Raw genomic sequence first — 19,400 nt, forward strand, 5'->3', positions numbered from 1 at the left:
CTCCACCTCTAGCCAATGACCGCAAATCGAATGGGCGATACTGGGATCGAACCAGTGACAATCTCCTTGTAAGGGAGGTGCTCTACCGCTGAGCTAATCGCCCGTTGCAGCGGATTCTGCCTCAGCGCGGCAGTCTGTCCAAAGACGTCACGTTCAGTCTCGATGGCCTCCGGCCGAGCCCATGACCGCGCCACGCTGCTCTTTAGTGCTCTCCTTGGAGTGAGTGCCGCCGTCATATGGGGCCTCGACAGCGGTCTTGTTGCCGCCGCGGCATGCGTGATCGGCGGACTCTGGCTGTCTCCGGATCTGGACACGCACTCCAATGCCCTGCGGCGCTGGGGACCGCTCCGAGGTTTGTGGTGGCCCTACCGACGCCTGATTCCCCACCGATCGGTCTGGTCCCACGGGCCCCTGATCGGCACGGGCTTGCGATTGCTGCTGCTGCTGGGGTGGTGGAGTCTGCTGTCAGCCCTCACAGGCTGGCCCACGAACGCAGGATTGCCCCAAATGATCCTTTGGCTCGAGCAACAGCCCCAGCAAGCGATCGCCCTCGTGATCGGCCTTGAGGCCAGCGCCTGGCTGCATCTGGTCCTGGATGGGGATCCCTGGCCTGTGGAGTGGGCCCAGCGGCGCCGGCGATGACAAGGTGGGCGCGCATCGATTGCCCCCTCCATGGCTTCAGACCGACCTGATGCGCTGCAGCAACTGATCGATGTGGTGGCCCGTCTGCGGGATCCCGATCAGGGCTGCCCCTGGGATCTGCAGCAAACCCACGCCACGTTGGTGCCTTACGTGCTGGAGGAGGCCCATGAAGTGGCCGATGCCATTCGCCATGGCGACGACGCCCACCTCAAGGAGGAATTGGGCGATCTGCTGTTGCAGGTGATCCTCCATGCCCAGATCAGCCGCGAGCGGGGGAGCTTTGATGTTGATGCCATCGCGAGCGCCATCAGCGACAAACTGATCCGCCGCCATCCCCATGTGTTCGGCGGAGAGCCACGCAGCTGGGATGAGATCAAAGCCGAAGAACAGGCCGAATCCCTGGCCCGGTCCACCAGTCCCCTCAGCGATCGGCTGACCAGCAAGGTGCGGGGCATGCCCGCTCTGGCCGGCGCCATGGTCATCTCCAAGCAAGCGGCCAAGGCCGGCTTCGAGTGGGATGACATGGCCGGCGTCTGGGAGAAGGTCCACGAGGAGCTGGACGAACTCAAGGAGGCGGTGGCCAGCGGCGACCAGGGCCATGCCCAGGAGGAGCTGGGGGATCTGCTGTTCACCCTGGTGAACGTGGCGCGTTGGTGCAGCCTCGATCCCGAGGAGGGGCTGGCGGGAACCAACCACCGCTTCCTCGACCGCTTCTCCCGGGTGGAATCCGCCCTGGGCGGCGATCTTCAAGGTCGCAGCATCCAGGAACTGGACACCCTCTGGCAGGCGGCCAAGGCTCAGATCAGGGCTGAACAGGCGCAAGCTCACGCCTCAGGAACTTGATCACGGCAGCCCAGGCCTGATCGGCAAGATCCGGATCCCAGCGCCAGCCGTCATCACGCATGAAGGTGTGATTGGCCTCAAACAACAGGGTCTCGTGCTTCAGCCCACGCAGGGCCTCGAGAACCCCCTCGCGATCGTCAGCCGGTACGTGAGGATCGTCCGAGCCGAACAGCGTGAACAAGGCCCCCTGGATCTCGCCGGCCCGCTGCAGAGAATCAGCGACGCCTCGGCCCAGTTTTCCGTTCTGCAACCCGGTTGGGTAGAGGCAAGCCGTTGCACGCACCTCGGGTCGCAGAGCAGCACGGAAGGCGAGATGGCCACCGATGCAGAAACCGATGGCACCAAGGCGCTGCTCATCCACCTCGGCCTGGTCCCTCAGCCAGCTCAGCAACGCCTGGGCATCCGCGTCGTAGGCGGCGATCTCCGTGCGACGGGCGGCGTCGTTGCCCCGCAGTCGACCGATCGCGTCGGGCTCGATCACCGTCCCCACCGGCTCCAGGCGATGGAAGATCTCCGGCGCCGCCACCACAAATCCATAGCCGGCCAGGCGATTCGCCAACCGCAGGATCGGATCGCCGAGTTGGTAGATGTCCGAATAAAACATCAGCCCGGGCCAGGGGCCCTGCTCGACGGGCCGAGCCAGATGAACCCGCATCAGGCTGTCGTCCACGGTCAGACCGATGGTCTGTTGCTCGATCCGCATGGCAAGCGGTGCGTCACTCCTCAAGTGTTGGCCGATTGCCGCGCTGACGCTTGAGATCACCGCGCTTTTTCTTGGCCTGCAGACGACGCTTCACCGCACCGCGTCCTGGACGGGCGGACTTCCGCGATGGTGGCGGAGGCTGCAGACCTTGCCGCAGCAGCTCGGCCATGCGATGCAGAGCCTTCTGACGGTTCTGCCACTGGGAGCGCTCGTCCGCCACCACCACCCGCAAACAACCATCCGACAGCCGGGACGCCAGCTGCTCCAGCAATCGAGCCCGGCGGAAGGGGCCCAGCACCGAACAGGTTTGAAGATCCAGCACCAGCTCCACCCGCGAATCGGTGGTGTTCACCCCCTGGCCCCCCGGACCGGAGGCCCGCGAGAAGCGCCATTGCAACTCCCCTGAGGGAATCACCAGGCGGTCGGTGACATGGAGATCCAGGACCATGACCTCAAGCTGGCACCTCGACCCCATCAGCGAGTTCACTGGAGAGATCACGAACACCAGCGCCATGGGCGGATGGATCGATGAAGAACACCGTGGGGTCCGCTACGGCCTTGCCGGAGAGGTGCTCGTGGAGGAGACCAGCCCGTTTCAGCGGATCAGCGTGATCCGCAGCGAGCGGTACGGCAAAGGCCTGCTGCTCGATGGCTGTTGGATGACCGCCGAGCAGCAGGAGCGGCACTATCACGAAGCGCTGGTCCATCCAGCCCTCTGCAGCGCAGAGGCAATCGAACGGGTGCTGGTGATCGGCGGCGGCGACGGGGGCACCGCCCGCGAATGTCTGCGTTACCCGGACGTGAGTCACCTTGACCTGGTGGAGATCGACGGACGGGTGGTGGAGCTCAGCCGGAAGCACTTACCGGGCATCGGCGGAGCGGCCTGGAGTGATCCCCGCTGTCACCTCACCGTGGGGGACGGCATCGCATGGGCCGCCGCCGCTCCTGATCAGAGCTACGACGTTGTGCTGGTGGATGGATCTGACCCGGCGGGCCCGGCGGAGGGCCTGTTCAATCGAGCGTTCTTTGAACACTGCAGGCGCATCCTCCGACCTGGCGGGGTGTTCGCCACCCAGAGCGAATCCCCGGAAGCCTTCCGCGAGGTGCATGTGGCCATGGTGCGCCTGCTGCGTGAGGTGTTCGGCCATGCCGACCCTCTCTACGGATGGGTGCCGATGTATCCCAGCGGCTGGTGGAGCTGGACCGTCGCTGCTGTGGATGGCCCCCGTTACCGAACGGTCCAGCCGGCACGGGCAGAGCAGGTGGCCGAGGGCTGTGAGATCTGGAGCCCTCGCTGGCAACAGGGCGCCCTGGATACCGTCCCCGCCTTCATCGCACGGGAGTTGGCGCGATGACCCCTTTCGACAGCGACGGCAGCATCTTCATGGGATCCCGCCGCGACCCAGCCGGCTGCCGCATCGGCCTGTTCGGCGTCCCTTACGACGGCACCACCTCCTTCCGGCCAGGCACCCGGTTTGGACCGGCCGCGATCCGTGAGGTGAGCCAGGGCCTGGAAACCTATTGCCCGCAACTGGAGATGGATCTGGAGGACCTGGCCTTTGCCGACCTCGGTGCTGTGGACATCCCCTTCGGCGCACCTGAACCCGTTGTGGAGGCCGTGCAACAGGCCACAGGGACTGTGCTCGATCTGGGTCTCAAACCTCTGATGCTGGGGGGCGAGCATTCGATCAGCTCCGGGGCTGTCGCCGCCGTCGCTGAACAACATCCCGATCTGGTGCTGGTGCAGCTGGATGCCCATGCGGACCTCCGGGAGGAGTGGCTCGGTGCCCGCCACAGCCATGCGTGTGCCATGCGGCGCTGCCTGGAGGTGCTGCCCAGTGGCGACCTGCTGCAGCTGGCCATTCGCAGCGGCACCCGCGATGAATTTCAAGAGCTGCAGAGCAGTGGACGGCGCATCACGGATGCAGCAGCGCTACAGCAAGCCCTGAAACCACTGCAAGGGAAACCGATCTATCTGACGGTGGATCTGGACTGGTTTGATCCAGCCGTGCTGCCCGGAACTGGGACCCCGGAACCCGGCGGCTTCCTGTGGAGGGATTTTGCAGCCGTGGTGGAGGTTCTGCGGGAGCATCGGCTCATCGCGGCCGATGTGGTGGAACTGGCGCCACAGCTCGACACCAGCGGGGTCAGCTCAGTTCTGGCGGCCAAGGTGACGCGAAGCCTGATCCTGCTGATGGGTGCGGCCGATCAATAGAAGTGCCGTGCATCAGCCCGCTGTTGTCGCAATCGGGTGTGCTGCTGAGCGATCAGCTCCAGCACAAGGGTGGGATGGCGATGGATCAAGGCGAGGAAGCCGGAACGGTTCAACCGGATCACTGCCAGGGGAGTCAAGGCCTTGGCATCGCGGCTGTGGAATTGGTTGCTGGCCACAAGATCTTCGTAGAAGAACAACTGACCAGGGCCGTAACGAATGCGATTGCGGGGGCCACTGATCAGTTCCACCAGCCCCTGTTCAACGATGTGAATGGCCTGAACCGGCTCGCCACGGCGGAACACACACGCTCCCGTCGGAAGAGTTAGCCGATCGGCTTCAGCATGCTCACCGATCAGCTCCAGCGCGTTACTCACCCGAGACGACGAAGCCAACCAATTCACAAAAACAACATCTTATTTTGGCTGACGAAAAAATTTGATCGCGTAACCGACAACACACCCAGCGACTCCTTGAACAAAGCTTCACCAATCCTTAAGCGAGGGCACGGTCAAGTTCAAGCTGCTGGTCCATTTCCTCATGCTGAGCTTTTTTGATCACCGGCAGCTGCGGCGAGCGAGGGGTCCAGTGATGGCAGACCACGAGATCTGCCACGTCCGCATGCACGGCCAATCGACGCAAACGGCACCAGCCCTCGACTGTTCCGGCTCCAGAACAATGCTGACAACTGCGACAGCAGTGCGTGCCCGCCAACAACAACCCTCGAGGAGCGCTCAAGTTAGTGACGGTCAAAAAAATGGACCAGTCCCGCTGGCAGATCTGCTGTTTCCTTTCCACTTTCCACAGCTCTCAATGAGAATGCTGCGTTTTCCAGCCGTCCATGACCCTGCAGCGCACGCCTCTCCATCAGCTCTGCCAGGACGGCGGCGGCCGCATGGTGCCCTTTGCAGGCTGGGAGATGCCTGTGCAATTCAGTGGGCTGATCCATGAGCACAAAGCCGTCCGCGAACACGTGGGCATGTTCGACATCTCCCATATGGGGGTTTTACGGCTGGAGGGGCCCAACCCCAAAGATGCACTGCAACAGCTGGTGCCGAGCGATCTGCATCGCATCGGACCCGGCGAAGCCTGTTACACGGTGCTGCTGAACGAGGCCGGCGGCATTCGGGATGACCTGATCGTTTACGACTGCGGTGCCCTCGACGACGACCAAGGTGCCCTGGTGCTGGTGATCAACGCCGCCTGCGCCGATGCAGACACCGCCTGGATCCGAGAGCGCATGGAACCGGCTGGCCTCACGGTGACCGACATCAAGGACGGCGGCGTGCTGCTCGCTGTCCAGGGCCCTGACGCCATGGGATTGCTGGAGGAGTTGAGCGGTGAGGACCTCAGCGGGTTGCCCCGCTTCGGCCACCGCAGCCTCAACCTCCAAGGAATCACCCATCCGGTGTTCACAGCCCGCACGGGGTACACCGGTGAGGACGGTGCTGAGCTGCTGCTCAGTGCGGACGACGGGCAGAAGCTCTGGCAAATCCTGTTGGATCGCGGCGTCTGCCCCTGCGGGCTCGGGGCTCGCGACACCTTGCGTCTGGAAGCCGCCATGCACCTCTACGGCATGGACATGAACGCGGACACCACACCTTTTGAAGCCGGCCTGGGCTGGCTGGTGCATCTGGAGATGCCGGCGGAGTTCGTCGGTCGCCAGGCCCTGGAGCAAGCCGCAGCGTCCGGTCCCTCCAAACGGCTGGTGGGCCTCAAGTTGCAGGGACGCGCCATCGCCCGTCACGACTATCCAGTGCTGCACAACGGAGAAACCGTCGGTGTGGTGACCAGCGGCACCTGGTCTCCAACCCTGGAGGAGCCCATCGCTCTGGCTTACGTCCCCACCAACCTCGCCGAGGTGGGCAGCGAGCTGAGCGTTGAGATCCGCGGCAAGGCCCAGCCCGCCGTTGTGGTCAAACGTCCCTTCTACCGCCGGTCCTGAGCTGTGGGAAACTCGCCTGTCTTCGGCTGAGACTCCCATGCGCAGCAACGGTTGCGGCGACCTGCGCGAGCAGAACATCGACAACTCGGTGCAGCTCTGCGGCTGGGTGGACCGGCGCCGCGACCATGGCGGGGTGATCTTCATCGACCTGCGCGACCGCAGCGGCACGGTTCAGATCACGGTGGATCCCGATCTGGGCGCCGACGCCTTCGCCGTCGCCGAGCATCTGCGCAGCGAGACCGTGCTGCAGGTGGAGGGGAAAGTGCGGGCCCGGCCTGGCGAATCCCTGAACGACAAGCTGGCCACCGGTGCTGTGGAAGTGCTGGCCAGCGGCATCACCGTGCTCAACAGCGTCAAGGGCAACCTGCCCTTCCCCGTCTCGGTGCACGACGAGGAGAACACCCGCGAAGAGCTGCGGCTGCGCCACCGCTATCTGGATCTGCGCCGCAAGCGCATGAACGACAACCTGCGGCTGCGGGCCCAGACGATCCAGGCCGCCCGTCGTTTCCTGGAAGATGAAGGCTTCATCGAGGTGGAGACCCCGGTGCTGACCCGCTCCACCCCGGAAGGCGCCCGCGACTACGTGCTGCCCAGCCGGGTCTGCGGCGGCGACTGGTTCGCCCTGCCCCAGTCCCCCCAGTTGTTCAAGCAGCTGCTGATGGTGGGCGGCATCGAGCGGTATTACCAGGTGGCCCGCTGTTTCCGCGACGAAGACCTGCGGGCCGACCGCCAGCCGGAGTTCACCCAGCTGGACATCGAGATGAGCTTCATGGATCAGGAGCAGATCCTAGAGCTGAACGAATCACTGATCTGCGCCATCTGGAAGGCCGTGAAGGGCATCGACCTGCCGCGACCCTTCCCGCGCATGACCTGGCATGACGCCATGGAGCGCTACGGCACCGACCGGCCCGACACCCGCTACGGCATGGAGCTCACCAACGTGAGCGACATCGTCAAGGACATGGGCTTCAAGGTGTTCAGTGGCGCCGTGAAGTCCGGCGGCGCGGTGAAGTGCATCGCGGTGCCCGGCGGCAACGATGCGGTGAGCAACGTGCGGATCAAGCCTGGCGGCGACGTGTTCAGTGAGGCCCAGAAAGCCGGTGCCGGTGGCCTGGCCTTCATCCGCGTGCGCGACGGCGGTGAGATCGACACCATCGGCGCCATCAAGGACAATCTCAGCGATGAGCAGAAGCAGGAGCTGCTCAGCCGCGCTGGCGCGGAACCCGGCACCCTGCTGCTGTTCGGTGCCGGCGACACCGCCACGGTGAACAAGGCCCTCGACCGGGTGCGCCAGTATCTGGCCAAGGAGCTGGGCATGGTCAAGGCCGACAGCGACAACGACCAGTGGAACTTCCTCTGGGTGGTGGACTTCCCGATGTTCGAGTTCAACAGCGACGAGAACCGTTACGAGGCTCTGCACCACCCCTTCTGTGCTCCCAACACCGAAGATCTCGGCAGCGATGCGTCGCAGTGGGCCGACACCCTGCCAGGAGCCCGGGCCCAGGCCTACGACCTTGTGCTCAATGGCCTGGAGCTCGGTGGTGGTTCCCTGCGCATCCATGACTCCGCCCTGCAGCGCCAGGTGTTGCAGACGGTGGGTTTACCGCTCGAGGAGGCCCAGGAGCAGTTCGGCTTCCTGATGGATGCTCTCGATGTGGGCGCACCTCCCCACGGCGGCCTGGCCTTCGGTGTGGACAGGATGGTGATGCTGCTGGCCGGCGAGGAATCGATCCGCGACACCATTGCCTTCCCCAAGACCCAGCAGGCCCGCTGCCTGATGACCAATGCCCCAGGGGGCGTGGCCGATAAGCAGCTGGAAGAGCTGCACGTCGCCAGCACCTGGGTGGAGCCCAGCGACGACGACGGGTGATTCCTCACCTCAGCGTGGCCGATCCCGAAGGTATTCAGCGCTTTTGTCGCACTGTCCACGGCTGCGGGGAACCCTGAAGACAGTTCCTTTGCTCTCTGCCGTTGCCCCGTCAACCCAGACGGACCGGGGAAACCCGTGACCGCCGCAGCCGCAGCACGACGGATCTTCTGCGGCTGTACCTGCAGGACATCGGTCGGGTTGATCTGCTCACCAACGAGGAGGAGGTGACGCTGGCTCGGCTGGTGCAGCGGCGGGAAGCACTGCTTCAACAGCAACGGGATCTGGCCAGCAGTGACGCCGCCATCGGAGAGCTTCATCGCCTCGAGGAGCTGCAACGCCGAGAGGCCAACCAACACAGCCATTGGCCCACCAAACATGAGTGGGCCCGGGCCGCAGACCTGACCCTGGCGGAACTGCAACAGCGGATCGAAGCCGGCTACAGCGCCTGGGCCAGGGAAGCCAAGCTGGAAGCTCGAGAGCTCAAGACCGCGCTGCGCAACGGTCGCCGCGCCAAGGACCACATGATCCAGGCCAACCTGCGCCTGGTGGTGGCTGTCGCCAAGAAGTACCAGCAACGCGGCATGGAACTGCTGGATCTGGTGCAGGAGGGCACCCTCGGACTGGAACGGGCGGTGGAGAAATTCGACCCGACCCGGGGCTTCCGCTTCAGCACCTATGCGTATTGGTGGATCCGCCAGGGGATGACGCGGGCCATCGCCACCCAGAGCCGCACGATCCGCCTGCCGGTGCATGTCACCGAAAAACTGAATCGGATCAAACGGGCCCAGCAGGAGATCGCCGCCAATGAAGGGCGCATCGCCTCGATCGCCGATCTGGCCCGGGCGCTGAAGCTGAGTGAGGACACCGTGCGACAGACCCTCGCCAGGGTTCCCCGCTCAGTGTCATTGGACACCCGGGTGGGACGTGATCAGGACACCCAGCTCGGAGACCTGATCGAAGACGGCAAGGCCACACCGGAACAGAGCCTCACCCACGACGAGCTGCACAACGACCTCGAGCATCTCCTCGATGAGCTCACCAGCCGGGAGGCAGCGGTGCTGCGGCGCCGTTTCGGACTGGAGGACGACACGCCCCAGACCCTGGCTCAGATCGGCGAAGCCCTGAAACTCTCCCGCGAACGGGTCCGTCAGATCGAAACGCGGGCCCTGCTGAAACTGCGTCAACCGCAGCGCCGCAGCAAGGTGCGCGACTACATCCAAGGACTGGATTCCTGAGTCAAAATTGCGCGGTCTGCACGCAAACAACGATGAGCAGCTCAATCAACATCGGCATCTCCGAGGACCAGCGTCAGCAGATTGCCGATGGTCTGGGACGGCTGCTGGCCGACACCTGGGTGTTGTACGGCAAGACCCATGGATTCCACTGGAACGTGACCGGTCCGATGTTCAACTCCCTGCACGGGATGTTCGACACCCAATACAACGAACTCTGGGATTCTCTGGATGAGATCGCGGAACGCATCCGCGCCCTGGGCATGCCCGCCCCATTCGGTGACAGCACCCTCACCAAGCTGGCGTCGCTCCAGGAAGCAAGCTCCATCCCTGCTGCCATGGAGATGGTGCAACAGCTGATGAGCGACCACGAGGCTGTGGCACGCACCGCCCGCACTGTCTTTGACATCGCGGATGGCGCCAACGATCAACCCACCGCAGACCTGCTCACCCAACGCCTGCAGGTGCACGAGAAAACCGCCTGGATGCTGCGCAGCCTGCTGCAGAACTGACCGATTCAGCCTCGGGTGACTCTGGAGGTGTGGCCTTGCGCAAGCTAGTTTGAAGAGTCACCCGGGAGGCCATGGCCAAGTTCGTCTTCATCACCGGTGGAGTGGTCTCCAGCATCGGCAAAGGAATCGTGGCCGCAAGCCTGGGACGGCTGCTGAAATCCAGGGGTTACAACGTTTCGATCCTGAAGCTGGATCCATACCTCAACGTGGATCCCGGCACGATGAGCCCGATCCAGCACGGAGAAGTGTTCGTCACCGAAGACGGTGCCGAGACCGATCTGGATCTGGGCCATTACGAGCGCTTCACCGACACAGCCATGTCACGGCTGAACAGCGTGACCACCGGCTCGATCTACCAGGCGGTGATCAACAAGGAACGCCGGGGCGATTACAACGGCGGCACAGTGCAGGTGATTCCCCACATCACCGGTGAAATCCGCGAACGCATCCACCGGGTGGCCTCCAACAGCAACGCTGATGTGGTGATCACGGAAATCGGCGGCACCGTCGGTGACATCGAATCGCTGCCCTTCCTCGAAGCCATCCGCGAATTCCGCGGAGATGTGGGGCGACGCGATCTGGCGTACATCCATGTGACCCTGCTGCCCTTCATCGGCACCTCAGGCGAACTGAAAACCAAGCCCACCCAGCACTCGGTGAAGGAACTGCGGTCCATCGGCATCCAACCGGATGTGCTGGTCTGCCGCAGTGACCGCACCATCAGCGATGAGATGAAGCGGAAGATCGGTGGCTTCTGCGGGGTGCCGACCCGGGCCGTCATTCCGTCCCTCGATGCGGACAGCATTTACGCCGTTCCCTTAACCCTGAAACAGGAAGGGCTGTGCCGCGAAGTGCTGGATGTACTGGACCTAACGGATCACGACAGCGACATGGCGGCCTGGCAGGAGCTGGTGCACAAGCTCCGCAACCCCGGCCCCGCCGTGAAGGTGGCCCTGGTGGGCAAATACATCCAACTCAATGATGCCTACCTCTCGGTGGTGGAAGCCCTGCGCCACGCCTGCATCGCCCAGGATGCCTCGCTTGATCTGCATTGGGTCTGTGCGGAACAGATCGAAAGCGATGGTGCTCAGGCCCTTTTGAAGGGCATGGATGCCGTTGTTGTACCAGGGGGTTTCGGCAACCGCGGCGTTGACGGCAAGATCGGTGCCATTCGCTGGGCCCGGGAACAACGGGTGCCGTTCCTGGGGCTGTGCCTGGGCATGCAGACCGCGGTGATCGAATGGGCGCGCAACCAAGCCGGGCTGACGGAAGCCACCAGCGCCGAACTCGATGCTGGAACGCCCCATCCCGTGATTCACCTGCTGCCGGAGCAGCAGGATGTTGTGGATCTTGGGGGCACGATGCGCCTGGGTGTCTATCCCTGCCGCATCGCCGCTGGAACGATGGCCCACCGGCTCTACGGCGAAGAAGTGGTGTATGAACGGCACCGCCACCGCTACGAGTTCAACAACGCTTACAGAAATCTGTTCCTCGAATCCGGCTATGTGGTGAGCGGAAGCTCACCCGACGGCCGCCTGGTGGAGTTGATCGAACTCAAAGGCCACCCGTTTTTCACCGCCTGCCAGTACCACCCGGAATTTCTCTCCCGTCCAGGACGGCCCCATCCCCTGTTCAAAGGCCTGATCGAAGCAGCCCAGCAGCGGCTGCCCTCCTCACCGGTGGAGGCGATAAAGACCCAGCGATGATCCAAGACGCGGCCACCCTGCCGGTGGTGGAGACCTTCCATTCCCTCCAGGGTGAAGGCCATCACAGCGGCCGCAGTGCCTTCTTCATCCGTCTGGCTGGCTGCAATGTCGGTTGTCCCTGGTGTGACACCAAGCACTCCTGGCCAAAGGCTGCGCATCCGCAGCGCCATCTGGACGACCTCGCCCAAGAAGCCGCTGCAGCGGAACGGCAGGGAGCCGCCTTCACCGTGATCACCGGTGGAGAGCCGCTGCATCACAACCTCGATGCACTGGCGTCGGCCCTGCGGGAATCCAGCTCCAATGCCTTGCATCTGGAAACCAGCGGCATCGATCCCCTCAGCGGCAGCCCGGATTGGATCACCCTGTCACCAAAACCGCATCGACCCCCGCGTCAGGAGCTTCTCAGCCAGTGCGACGAGCTCAAGGTGGTGATCCACGGGCAGACCGATCTGGACTTCGCCCAAGCCATGGCAGCTGCCGTTCGCCCATCAACCCAGTTGCTGCTCCAACCCGGCTGGGGCAGCGATCAAGGCCAGCAACTGGCGGTTGAGCATGCACAACGCAACCCGCGCTGGCGGCTCAGCCTGCAGACCCACAAGTGGATTGGAGTGCGCTGATCCTTCCTTCCGCAATCTCGAAAAACCCTACAAATGTCGGACGCGTGAATTCGCTCATAACAAGAACATAAATATCAGCTGAAGAACTACGTATCATGACAGACCTCGACGGAAATGGCCTGGTAGATGGCTCTGAGTTGATCGCTTATCAGCTTTTCGATGATGGCAACTCGATCACCATCACGAACAGGCGAGGTCGAACATTCTCGGACGCAACATCAAGATTCTGGAATGTCATTGCAGGCACGCAAGTTGACGGCGGATTCCTCGTGCTGCGAGCCAGACAAACCCGCCGACGTGGATTGCGATATCAAACATGGACTACAGATGAAACAGGAACAATCAATGGAAGATCGCGAGGCTGGCGTAGTGGTCAATCCATGGCCAACCAGGGGATCGAAAACATCTTCAATCTTGACCTCAACAATGATGGATGGATTGGAGATCAGCCACCGGAAGAATCAGGTCCAATCAACGATGGTGCAGCCACCTTCGCCATTGAGGGCACTCCACAACTGGGGCAGGTTCTCTCCATTTCCCTAACCAACAGTGATCCTGATGGTGACGGCACTCCAACCGTTGCATGGCTTGCTTCCAATCCAGATGGAACCTGGTCTCAAGTCGGCTCCGATTCACAAATCACCATCTCCGCCGATCTTGAAGGTCGTCAACTCCTCGCCAACATTTCCTATATCGATGGTGATGGCTTCAGCGAGGACGTCTCAACCGAACCGGTCTTCGTTCCCATCACAAACACGGATGATTACGGAACAACGCCCGAAAGCAGTGGCTTTCTTGCCATGGCAAGCCGTCTTGAAGGTGATCTCGAAGTTGCGGGAGACCTTGACTGGTTCAAAGTCGAATTAGAGGCCGGCAGAAGTTATATTTTTGAGCAAATTGGGACAGGATTAGCGGACCCACTATTAACACTTAAAGACGAATTAGGATCTATCCTCGCCAGCAATGACGATAGCGAAGGTGAATTAAATAGTCGAATAAACTTTGAAGCCGAAAGATCAGGATACTACTACCTCGAAGCTGGCTCATATCTCAATCAATTCACGGGCAAATATTTCATTGGCGCGTACGAAGATATAACGCAGCCTGAAGATCCCATTAACGACGGTGCAGCCACCTTCGCCATTGACGGCACTCCACAACTGGGGCAGGTTCTCTCCATTTCCCTAACCAACAATGATCCTGATGGTGACGGCACTCCAACCGTTGCGTGGCTTGCTTCCAATCAAGATGGAACCTGGTCTCAAGTCGGCTCCGATTCAGAAATCACCATCTCCGCCGATCTTGAAGGTCGCCAACTCCTCGCCAACATTTCCTACATCGATGGTGATGGCTTCAGCGAGGACGTCTCAACCGAACCGGTCCTCATCCCTGTCACTCCCGTCAACGATGGTGCAGCCACCTTCGCCATTGACGGCACTCCACAACTGGGGCAGGTTCTCTCCATTTCCTTAACCAACAATGATCCTGATGGTGACGGCACTCCAACCGTTGCGTGGCTTGCTTCCAATCAAGATGGAACCTGGTCTCAAGTCGGCTCCGATTCAGAAATCACCATCTCCGCCGATCTGGAAGGTCGCCAACTCCTCGCCAACATTTCCTACATCGATGGTGATGGCTTCAGCGAGGACGTCTCAACTGAACCGGTCCTCATCCCTGTCACTTCCGTCAACGATGGTGCAGCCACCTTCGCTATTGAGGGCACTCCACAACTGGGGCAGGTTCTCTCCATTTCTCTAACCAACAGTGATCCTGATGGTGACGGCACTCCAACCGTTGCATGGCTTGCTTCCAATCCAGATGGAACCTGGTCTCAAGTCGGCTCCGATTCAGAAATCACCATCTCCGCCGATCTGGAAGGTCGTCAACTCCTCGCCAACATTTCCTATATCGATGGTGATGGCTTCAGCGAGGACGTCTCAACCGAACCGGTCCTCATCCCTGTCTCAAACTCTGACGATTACGGAGCAAGCCCCGAGAGCAGTGGATCTCTCGAGATTGGAAGCAGTCTTGAGGGTAATCTCGAATCCCTAGGAGATCTAGACTGGTTCAAAATTGAATTAGATGCTGACAAGTACTACAACTTTGAGTTGACTGGAACTACCCTTGCAGACTCATTCCTGGCCTTGAAAGAAGCCAATGGCAATGTCATCTCTAGCAATGACGACGGTGGAGAAGGATTCAGTAGCCGCATCATTTTTTCCCCTGAATCTTCAGGCACTTATTATCTTGAGGCAAGCGCATATAACAACGAGTATACCGGAACATATTTAATTACCGCCGACGAAGCAGATCCCTTGCCCCCTGGCTACAACCCTGAAGACGGGTTTGGCCATATTAACGCTAAAAGAAGCTTTGAAAAGTTACTTGGAATAACCCTCAATGATGCCGCAGACCTTGGTGGTGATTTATGGGGTCTCGACAATATCGGGGCACCAGAAGTTTGGACAGGCAGCAATAGCTTCTCGGGCGCAATCGGATCGGGAACAGTCATCGCCGTCATCGACACAGGTGTTGACCTAGATCACCCGGAATTCCAAAACAGAATTGCTCAAGGTTATGATTTTGTCGATTACGACAATATTGCCGACGATGGTGAAGGCCATGGCACGCATGTTGCCGGGACCATCGCGGGCGCTGATGACGGTGAAGGAATCACCGGCGTCGCACCAGATGCATCAATCATGCCAATTCGAGTTCTCGACGATGAAGGCTATGGTTATACATCCGACATCATCGCTGGAGTCCGATGGGCAGCAGACAATGGTGCCGATGTCATCAATCTGTCGCTTGGAGGCGGAGGGTATAGCCAGGCTATGGCCGACGCAATCGCCTACGCATCAGACCTTGGCTCGGTGATTGTCATGGCGGCTGGCAATAATGGCGGTGAATCTCCTATATACCCTGCAGCCCACGCAGAAACCCACGGCATCGCTGTTGGAGCCGTAAATCAAGAAAAGTCGTTTGCCGATTTCTCGAATCGAGCCGGATTTACGTTTCTTGATTATGTGACAGCCCCTGGAGTCAATATTTTCTCTTCGACACCCAACGGTAATTACGATTATTACAGTGGGACCTCCATGGCCAGCCCACACGTCGCCGGCATCGCAGCATTGCTGAAAAGCCATGACAAAGCGCTAACACCGGAATCCATCGAAACTTTGATCACAAGCACCGCACACAACAACATTGATATCCAGCTCTCGGGCACTCAAACTGATGAGCTCACAGGAGAACAATTTGATAAAATTATTACCTTAGAAACACTAGCCCAATTTGACGAAGATCAATTGCAAAGCCGGCTCATCGGAAGCTTGAGCGGAGATCTAAAGGCTAGAAAATCCGTCATCAGAGAACTTAAGGCTAATGAGAAAGAAGGCCTCATCATTGAAGACATTGATGTGATTAAATCGACTAATAAAAGTTTGATCACTCTGGATCTGTCAGGATCAAATCCATCAGATCAATCAGATTTACTGGAGGACTTGCTCTCAGAAAAACAGTTCAACTATTTCGAAGTCGATACTCAAATGCAAATGATCTAGAGCTCTCCAATACATTCCGTTGCTCTGCTCGGTCAAGATTGACTCGTTGAAGTTGGAGTTCGTTGGGCCGGAGCATCGATTCAGACCAGCAGCTGGCGGTGGAGCATGCCCGGCGCGCCACGCGCTGGCGGCTCAGCCTGCAGACCCACAAGTGGCTCGCAATTCGATGAGTCGTTACAACACCAGAAACACTCACACGCAGCCAACTCTCAGGATCCTTTCAGGGACATTCATGAGAACAGCAACTTAAATCCGTTAGTATATTTAAAGGAAAAGCTTTGCGCATCTCCTCTTTTAAAGGCTCAAATCACAACACCCGGTCGACCCATGCCAAGCACAAGCAGCTCTGACAAGGTGCACGACCAAGTTAAAACAGCCACCAAAAGTGGCAAAAACGGCAATAAAAGCCTCGCAAAAAAAAATATTGCATTCAAAACAACTTATGACATCGATGACAACGGCCTAGTCGACGGCTCCGAAAAGCCTGGATACAAGCTCTATACCCCCGAAAGCGGGATTTTGATTACCGCCAAATCTGGAAAAACGTTTTCCGAGGCAACATCTGAAAAGTGGTCAGCTATTGCGGCAGCCCCAACAGAGAAGGGGTATCGAGTCTTAATTACAAACAACCAATCCAAGAAGGGAAAATACAAAATTTGGAAATTGAGCAGCAAGGGAATCGTCCGCTCAAAAGGTCGCTGGCTCCGGGAAAGAGCTCTTAGCTCAGAGGGCTATGAGGAAGTTTTTGGGATTGATTTTAATGGTGACGGCATGATCGAAGCCGACACACTGATCGATGTTGGCGATGCAGATTTTTCCTTGACAGGAAATGCAACAGTTGGCAAGCGATTACGGGCTAAGCGTGCTGACGACGATCCAGATGGAAATGGAAGACCGCTCATAACCTGGCAGGCATTCTCAGGAGCAAGCATCTGGACAACAGCCGACACCGGCAAATCGATTCGTATCCCTGCAACGCTGGAGGGCGCTCAGGTCCGTGCCAGGGTTGAGTACAAAGATGGCGATGGGTTTCAAGAAACTGTCTTTACCCAGTCGCGCTCCATTCCCTACGTCGATAACGGCGACGCTGCCTTCCTGATTCAAGGCACTCCAGCAGTCGGTCAAACCCTCTCCATCACGCAATCCGTCGCTGATCCCGATGGGGATGGGACACCCTCCTTCTCATGGCTCCAATCCAGCGACGGCATCAACTGGTCTTTCCTGAGCTCCAACCCCACCTTCGATATTCCCGACAATCTGGAAGGGCAGACCATCACGGCAACCGTCCGATATACCGATAACCAGGGCTTTGAGGAATCAATCTCCACGAATGCTCTCACCATTCCCTACGTCGATAACGGTGACGCTGCCTTCCTGATTCAAGGCACTCCAGCAGTTGGTCAAACCCTCTCCATCACGCAATCCATCGCTGATCCCGATGGCAACGGTGCAGGCACATCCGCCATCTCATGGTTGCAATCCAGCGATAGCGTCAACTGGTCCGTCATCAGCACCGCACCCACATTCAACATCTCCAAAGACCTTGAGGGGAAGCGGATCAGAGCCATCGTCTCCTATTCCGATGGTCAGGGATTCAGCGAATCGATCAACACCGATGACCTGACCATTCCATACGTCGACGACGGCGACGCCGACTTCCTCATCCAAGGCACCGCCGCAGTCAGCGAAATCATCTCCATCAGCCGCTCTGCAGACGATCCAGACGGCAATGGTGATGGTGCACTTGAGATCGCCTGGCAAGCCTCTCTGGATGGCACGAACTGGTGGGAAATCAGCACAGCCAGTGACCACCAGATTGGATCCAACCTTGCCGGCCATCAGCTGAATGCTGTTGTCCAATACACCGACAGCCAAGGCTTCAAAGAGACCATTACAACCGACAGTGTCTCTGTACCAGGCACTGCGGGATCCAACTCAGACGGCAAAGACGATTACGGCGGCAGCACGACCACCAATGGTCGCCTTACGATCCACAACAGCATTTCAGGCGAACTTGAATTAGCTGGAGATCACGACTGGTTCGCCATCAACCTCACAGCCGGTCGGCGTTATCAATTCGACCTGAATGGTGTCAGCCTCGAAGACCCGTTTCTCTACCTCCGCAGCAGCTCATCGTCATTAGTCGCTTACAACGACGATGAATCCTTGTTGAGCTTGGATTCCCAACTCAACTACACCGCAGAAAGCAGCGGCACGCACTACCTCGATGTGGGCGCCTACCAAGACGTTTATGCAGGGACCTACACACTCAGAGCATCCGAACTCACCCCTCCGGACCCCGGGTTCAACAGCACCGATGGCTACGGCCATGTCAGTGCTCAACGCGCCTTCGAGCAATTGCTCAACATCTCTCTCGACCCTGTCGACGCCCTTGGCGGCAATCTCTGGGGAGTTGACAATGTCGATGCTCCCGAAGTGTGGAACGGGGGCAGCGGTTTTGCAGGCGCCACAGGAAGCGGAACCACCATCGCGGTGATCGACACAGGGGTCGATCTGGATCACCCCGAATTTCTGGGTCGAATTGTCGCCGGCTACGACTTTGTTGATGATGACTCGATTGCGGATGACGGCAATGGCCATGGCACCCATGTCGCTGGCACCATCGCCGGTGCCAACGACGGCACAGGCATCACCGGGGTCGCCTATGACGCCGCGATCATGCCCCTGCGTGTGCTGGGCAACGACGGTTACGGCTGGACCAGCGACATCATCTCTGCCGTGCGCTGGGCCGCCGACAACGGCGCCCATGTGATCAATCTTTCCCTCGGTGTTAGCGGTTACAGCCAAGCCATGGCCGATGCCATCAGCTATGCCTCCGGACGCGGCAGCGTTGTCGTGATGGCCGCCGGCAATTCCGGAGGCATGGCACCCGAATACCCCGCGGCCCATGCGATTGATCACGGCATCGCCGTTGGTGCTGTGGACAGCAATCGTTCCTTCGCCGGGTTCTCCAACCGGGCCGGCTCCACGCAACTCGATTACGTGACAGCACCAGGAGTCAACATTTATTCGGCTGTGCCAGGAGGTGGTTACGACACTTTCAACGGCACGTCCATGGCGACACCTTACGTCGCTGGTGTCGCCGGACTGCTCAAAAGTCATGACGGAAGTTTGTCCGCATCCGCCATCGAAGATCTGCTGACGGGCTCTGGCAGCAACAACAGCATCAGCGACAGCACCGCCTGGAACACCACTTCATCCATCCCATGGAGCACAAGGGATGTGATCACGATGCAAACGCTGGACAGCTTCAGCGACAAACAACTCAGCGGCACCCTGATCGCCAGCGTTGACGGCAATGGTCGGGAACGACGCTCCACCCTCCGCGGCCTCAAGCAAGGCATTCGCTCCAACGACGCCTCCTACGACGGGCTGGAGGCGGTGAAAACGATTGAGGCCAGCCGCAACAGCTTTGCCGTGCTGGAGATCTCCAACGATCACGCCATCAATCAGAGAGCGCTACTCACAGAGCTTCTGGGCAGCAACCAGTTCCATTACCTTGAAAAAGAGCAACAATTCTCGATCGTCTGAGCC

The 19,400-nt window shown here is 59.7% G+C and carries 16 protein-coding genes and 1 tRNA gene; 12 read left to right on the plus strand and 5 right to left on the minus strand.

Annotated features, from left to right (window positions below; genetic code table 11):
• Positions 1-31 precede the first annotated feature (31 nt).
• Positions 32-103 (minus strand) — tRNA-Val (locus SynA1528_RS12550).
• 59 nt (positions 104-162) lie between these two features.
• Between SynA1528_RS12550 and SynA1528_RS12555 the strand changes: the two genes are divergently transcribed.
• Positions 163-642, plus strand: a complete 480-nt coding sequence (locus tag SynA1528_RS12555; RefSeq protein ID WP_186587031.1) for a metal-binding protein — start codon at positions 163-165, stop codon at positions 640-642.
• Between the two features lie 30 nt (positions 643-672).
• Complete coding sequence (gene mazG, locus SynA1528_RS12560) at positions 673-1,485, plus strand: nucleoside triphosphate pyrophosphohydrolase (protein WP_186587032.1); 813 nt, start codon at positions 673-675, stop codon at positions 1,483-1,485.
• Here mazG and SynA1528_RS12565 read toward each other — a convergent pair.
• Together SynA1528_RS12565 and arfB are read right to left on the minus strand one after the other, a co-directional pair.
• Entirely contained in the window at positions 1,445-2,188 is a 744-nt protein-coding gene (locus tag SynA1528_RS12565) for a dienelactone hydrolase family protein (RefSeq protein ID WP_186587033.1), read from the minus strand. The genes mazG and SynA1528_RS12565 overlap by 41 nt on opposite strands.
• Positions 2,189-2,201: 13 nt before the next feature.
• Positions 2,202-2,636, minus strand: a complete 435-nt coding sequence (gene arfB / locus SynA1528_RS12570; protein ID WP_186587034.1) for an alternative ribosome rescue aminoacyl-tRNA hydrolase ArfB — start codon at positions 2,634-2,636, stop codon at positions 2,202-2,204.
• A 64-nt stretch (positions 2,637-2,700) separates the two neighbouring features.
• Here arfB and speE point away from each other — a divergent pair, with 64 nt between their 5' ends.
• Both speE and speB read left to right on the plus strand, forming a co-directional pair.
• Positions 2,701-3,543 carry a polyamine aminopropyltransferase gene (speE, locus tag SynA1528_RS12575; RefSeq protein ID WP_186588513.1) on the plus strand — a complete coding sequence of 281 codons (843 nt, stop codon included), beginning with the start codon at positions 2,701-2,703 and terminating at the stop codon, positions 3,541-3,543.
• A complete protein-coding gene (gene speB, locus SynA1528_RS12580; RefSeq protein WP_186587035.1) occupies positions 3,540-4,403 on the plus strand; it encodes an agmatinase in 864 nt (287 codons plus the stop codon). The genes speE and speB overlap by 4 nt, the downstream gene beginning before the upstream one ends.
• On the opposite strand, the gene SynA1528_RS12585 is transcribed toward speB, so the two are convergent.
• Positions 4,397-4,777, minus strand: a complete 381-nt coding sequence (locus SynA1528_RS12585) for a cyclic nucleotide-binding domain-containing protein (RefSeq protein ID WP_186587036.1) — start codon at positions 4,775-4,777, stop codon at positions 4,397-4,399. The genes speB and SynA1528_RS12585 overlap by 7 nt on opposite strands.
• Before the next feature lie 118 nt (positions 4,778-4,895).
• Positions 4,896-5,138: a hypothetical protein gene (locus SynA1528_RS12590; protein WP_286187838.1), complete on the minus strand. Its 243-nt coding sequence runs from the start codon at positions 5,136-5,138 to the stop codon at positions 4,896-4,898.
• Between the two features lie 103 nt (positions 5,139-5,241).
• On the opposite strand from SynA1528_RS12590, the gene gcvT reads away from it, so the two are divergent.
• The 8 genes from gcvT to SynA1528_RS12630 all read left to right on the plus strand — a co-directional run bounded on the left by gcvT (position 5,242) and on the right by SynA1528_RS12630 (position 19,397).
• Positions 5,242-6,345: a glycine cleavage system aminomethyltransferase GcvT gene (gcvT, locus tag SynA1528_RS12595; RefSeq protein WP_186587037.1), complete on the plus strand. Its 1,104-nt coding sequence runs from the start codon at positions 5,242-5,244 to the stop codon at positions 6,343-6,345.
• A 37-nt stretch (positions 6,346-6,382) separates the two neighbouring features.
• A complete protein-coding gene (gene aspS / locus SynA1528_RS12600; RefSeq protein ID WP_186587038.1) occupies positions 6,383-8,215 on the plus strand; it encodes an aspartate--tRNA ligase in 1,833 nt (610 codons plus the stop codon).
• Positions 8,216-8,316: 101 nt separating this feature from the next.
• Entirely contained in the window at positions 8,317-9,450 is a 1,134-nt protein-coding gene (locus SynA1528_RS12605; protein WP_186587039.1) for an RNA polymerase sigma factor, RpoD/SigA family, read from the plus strand.
• A 32-nt stretch (positions 9,451-9,482) separates the two neighbouring features.
• The gene (locus SynA1528_RS12610) at positions 9,483-9,959 is read left to right on the plus strand and encodes a Dps family protein (protein ID WP_186587040.1); all 477 of its coding nucleotides are present in this window, start codon (positions 9,483-9,485) and stop codon (positions 9,957-9,959) included.
• A 71-nt stretch (positions 9,960-10,030) separates the two neighbouring features.
• Positions 10,031-11,665 carry a CTP synthase gene (gene pyrG, locus SynA1528_RS12615; RefSeq protein WP_186587041.1) on the plus strand — a complete coding sequence of 545 codons (1,635 nt, stop codon included), beginning with the start codon at positions 10,031-10,033 and terminating at the stop codon, positions 11,663-11,665.
• Positions 11,662-12,282, plus strand: a complete 621-nt coding sequence (locus tag SynA1528_RS12620) for a 7-carboxy-7-deazaguanine synthase QueE (RefSeq protein ID WP_186587042.1) — start codon at positions 11,662-11,664, stop codon at positions 12,280-12,282. The genes pyrG and SynA1528_RS12620 overlap by 4 nt, the downstream gene beginning before the upstream one ends.
• Positions 12,283-12,377: 95 nt before the next feature.
• A complete protein-coding gene (locus tag SynA1528_RS12625) occupies positions 12,378-15,845 on the plus strand; it encodes a S8 family serine peptidase (RefSeq protein WP_186587043.1) in 3,468 nt (1,155 codons plus the stop codon).
• A 105-nt stretch (positions 15,846-15,950) separates the two neighbouring features.
• Positions 15,951-19,397, plus strand: a complete 3,447-nt coding sequence (locus SynA1528_RS12630; RefSeq protein ID WP_186587044.1) for a S8 family serine peptidase — start codon at positions 15,951-15,953, stop codon at positions 19,395-19,397.
• The last annotated feature ends 3 nt before the right edge of the window (positions 19,398-19,400 follow it).

Source organism: Synechococcus sp. A15-28 (genome assembly GCF_014280175.1).
Lineage (GTDB): Bacteria > Cyanobacteriota > Cyanobacteriia > PCC-6307 > Cyanobiaceae > Parasynechococcus.

Coding starts and splice junctions, on each gene's coding strand:
- SynA1528_RS12630 (WP_186587044.1), top strand. CDS start 15,951: ATGCCCGGCGCGCCACGCGCTGGCGGCTCAGCCTGCAGACCCACAAGT.
- SynA1528_RS12610 (WP_186587040.1), top strand. CDS start 9,483: ATGAGCAGCTCAATCAACATCGGCATCTCCGAGGACCAGCGTCAGCAG.
- pyrG (WP_186587041.1), top strand. CDS start 10,031: ATGGCCAAGTTCGTCTTCATCACCGGTGGAGTGGTCTCCAGCATCGGC.
- speB (WP_186587035.1), top strand. CDS start 3,540: ATGACCCCTTTCGACAGCGACGGCAGCATCTTCATGGGATCCCGCCGC.
- mazG (WP_186587032.1), top strand. CDS start 673: ATGGCTTCAGACCGACCTGATGCGCTGCAGCAACTGATCGATGTGGTG.
- SynA1528_RS12565 (WP_186587033.1), bottom strand. CDS start 2,188: ATGCGGATCGAGCAACAGACCATCGGTCTGACCGTGGACGACAGCCTG.
- speE (WP_186588513.1), top strand. CDS start 2,701: ATGGGCGGATGGATCGATGAAGAACACCGTGGGGTCCGCTACGGCCTT.
- gcvT (WP_186587037.1), top strand. CDS start 5,242: ATGACCCTGCAGCGCACGCCTCTCCATCAGCTCTGCCAGGACGGCGGC.
- arfB (WP_186587034.1), bottom strand. CDS start 2,636: ATGGTCCTGGATCTCCATGTCACCGACCGCCTGGTGATTCCCTCAGGG.
- SynA1528_RS12620 (WP_186587042.1), top strand. CDS start 11,662: ATGATCCAAGACGCGGCCACCCTGCCGGTGGTGGAGACCTTCCATTCC.
- aspS (WP_186587038.1), top strand. CDS start 6,383: ATGCGCAGCAACGGTTGCGGCGACCTGCGCGAGCAGAACATCGACAAC.
- SynA1528_RS12625 (WP_186587043.1), top strand. CDS start 12,378: ATGACAGACCTCGACGGAAATGGCCTGGTAGATGGCTCTGAGTTGATC.
- SynA1528_RS12555 (WP_186587031.1), top strand. CDS start 163: ATGGCCTCCGGCCGAGCCCATGACCGCGCCACGCTGCTCTTTAGTGCT.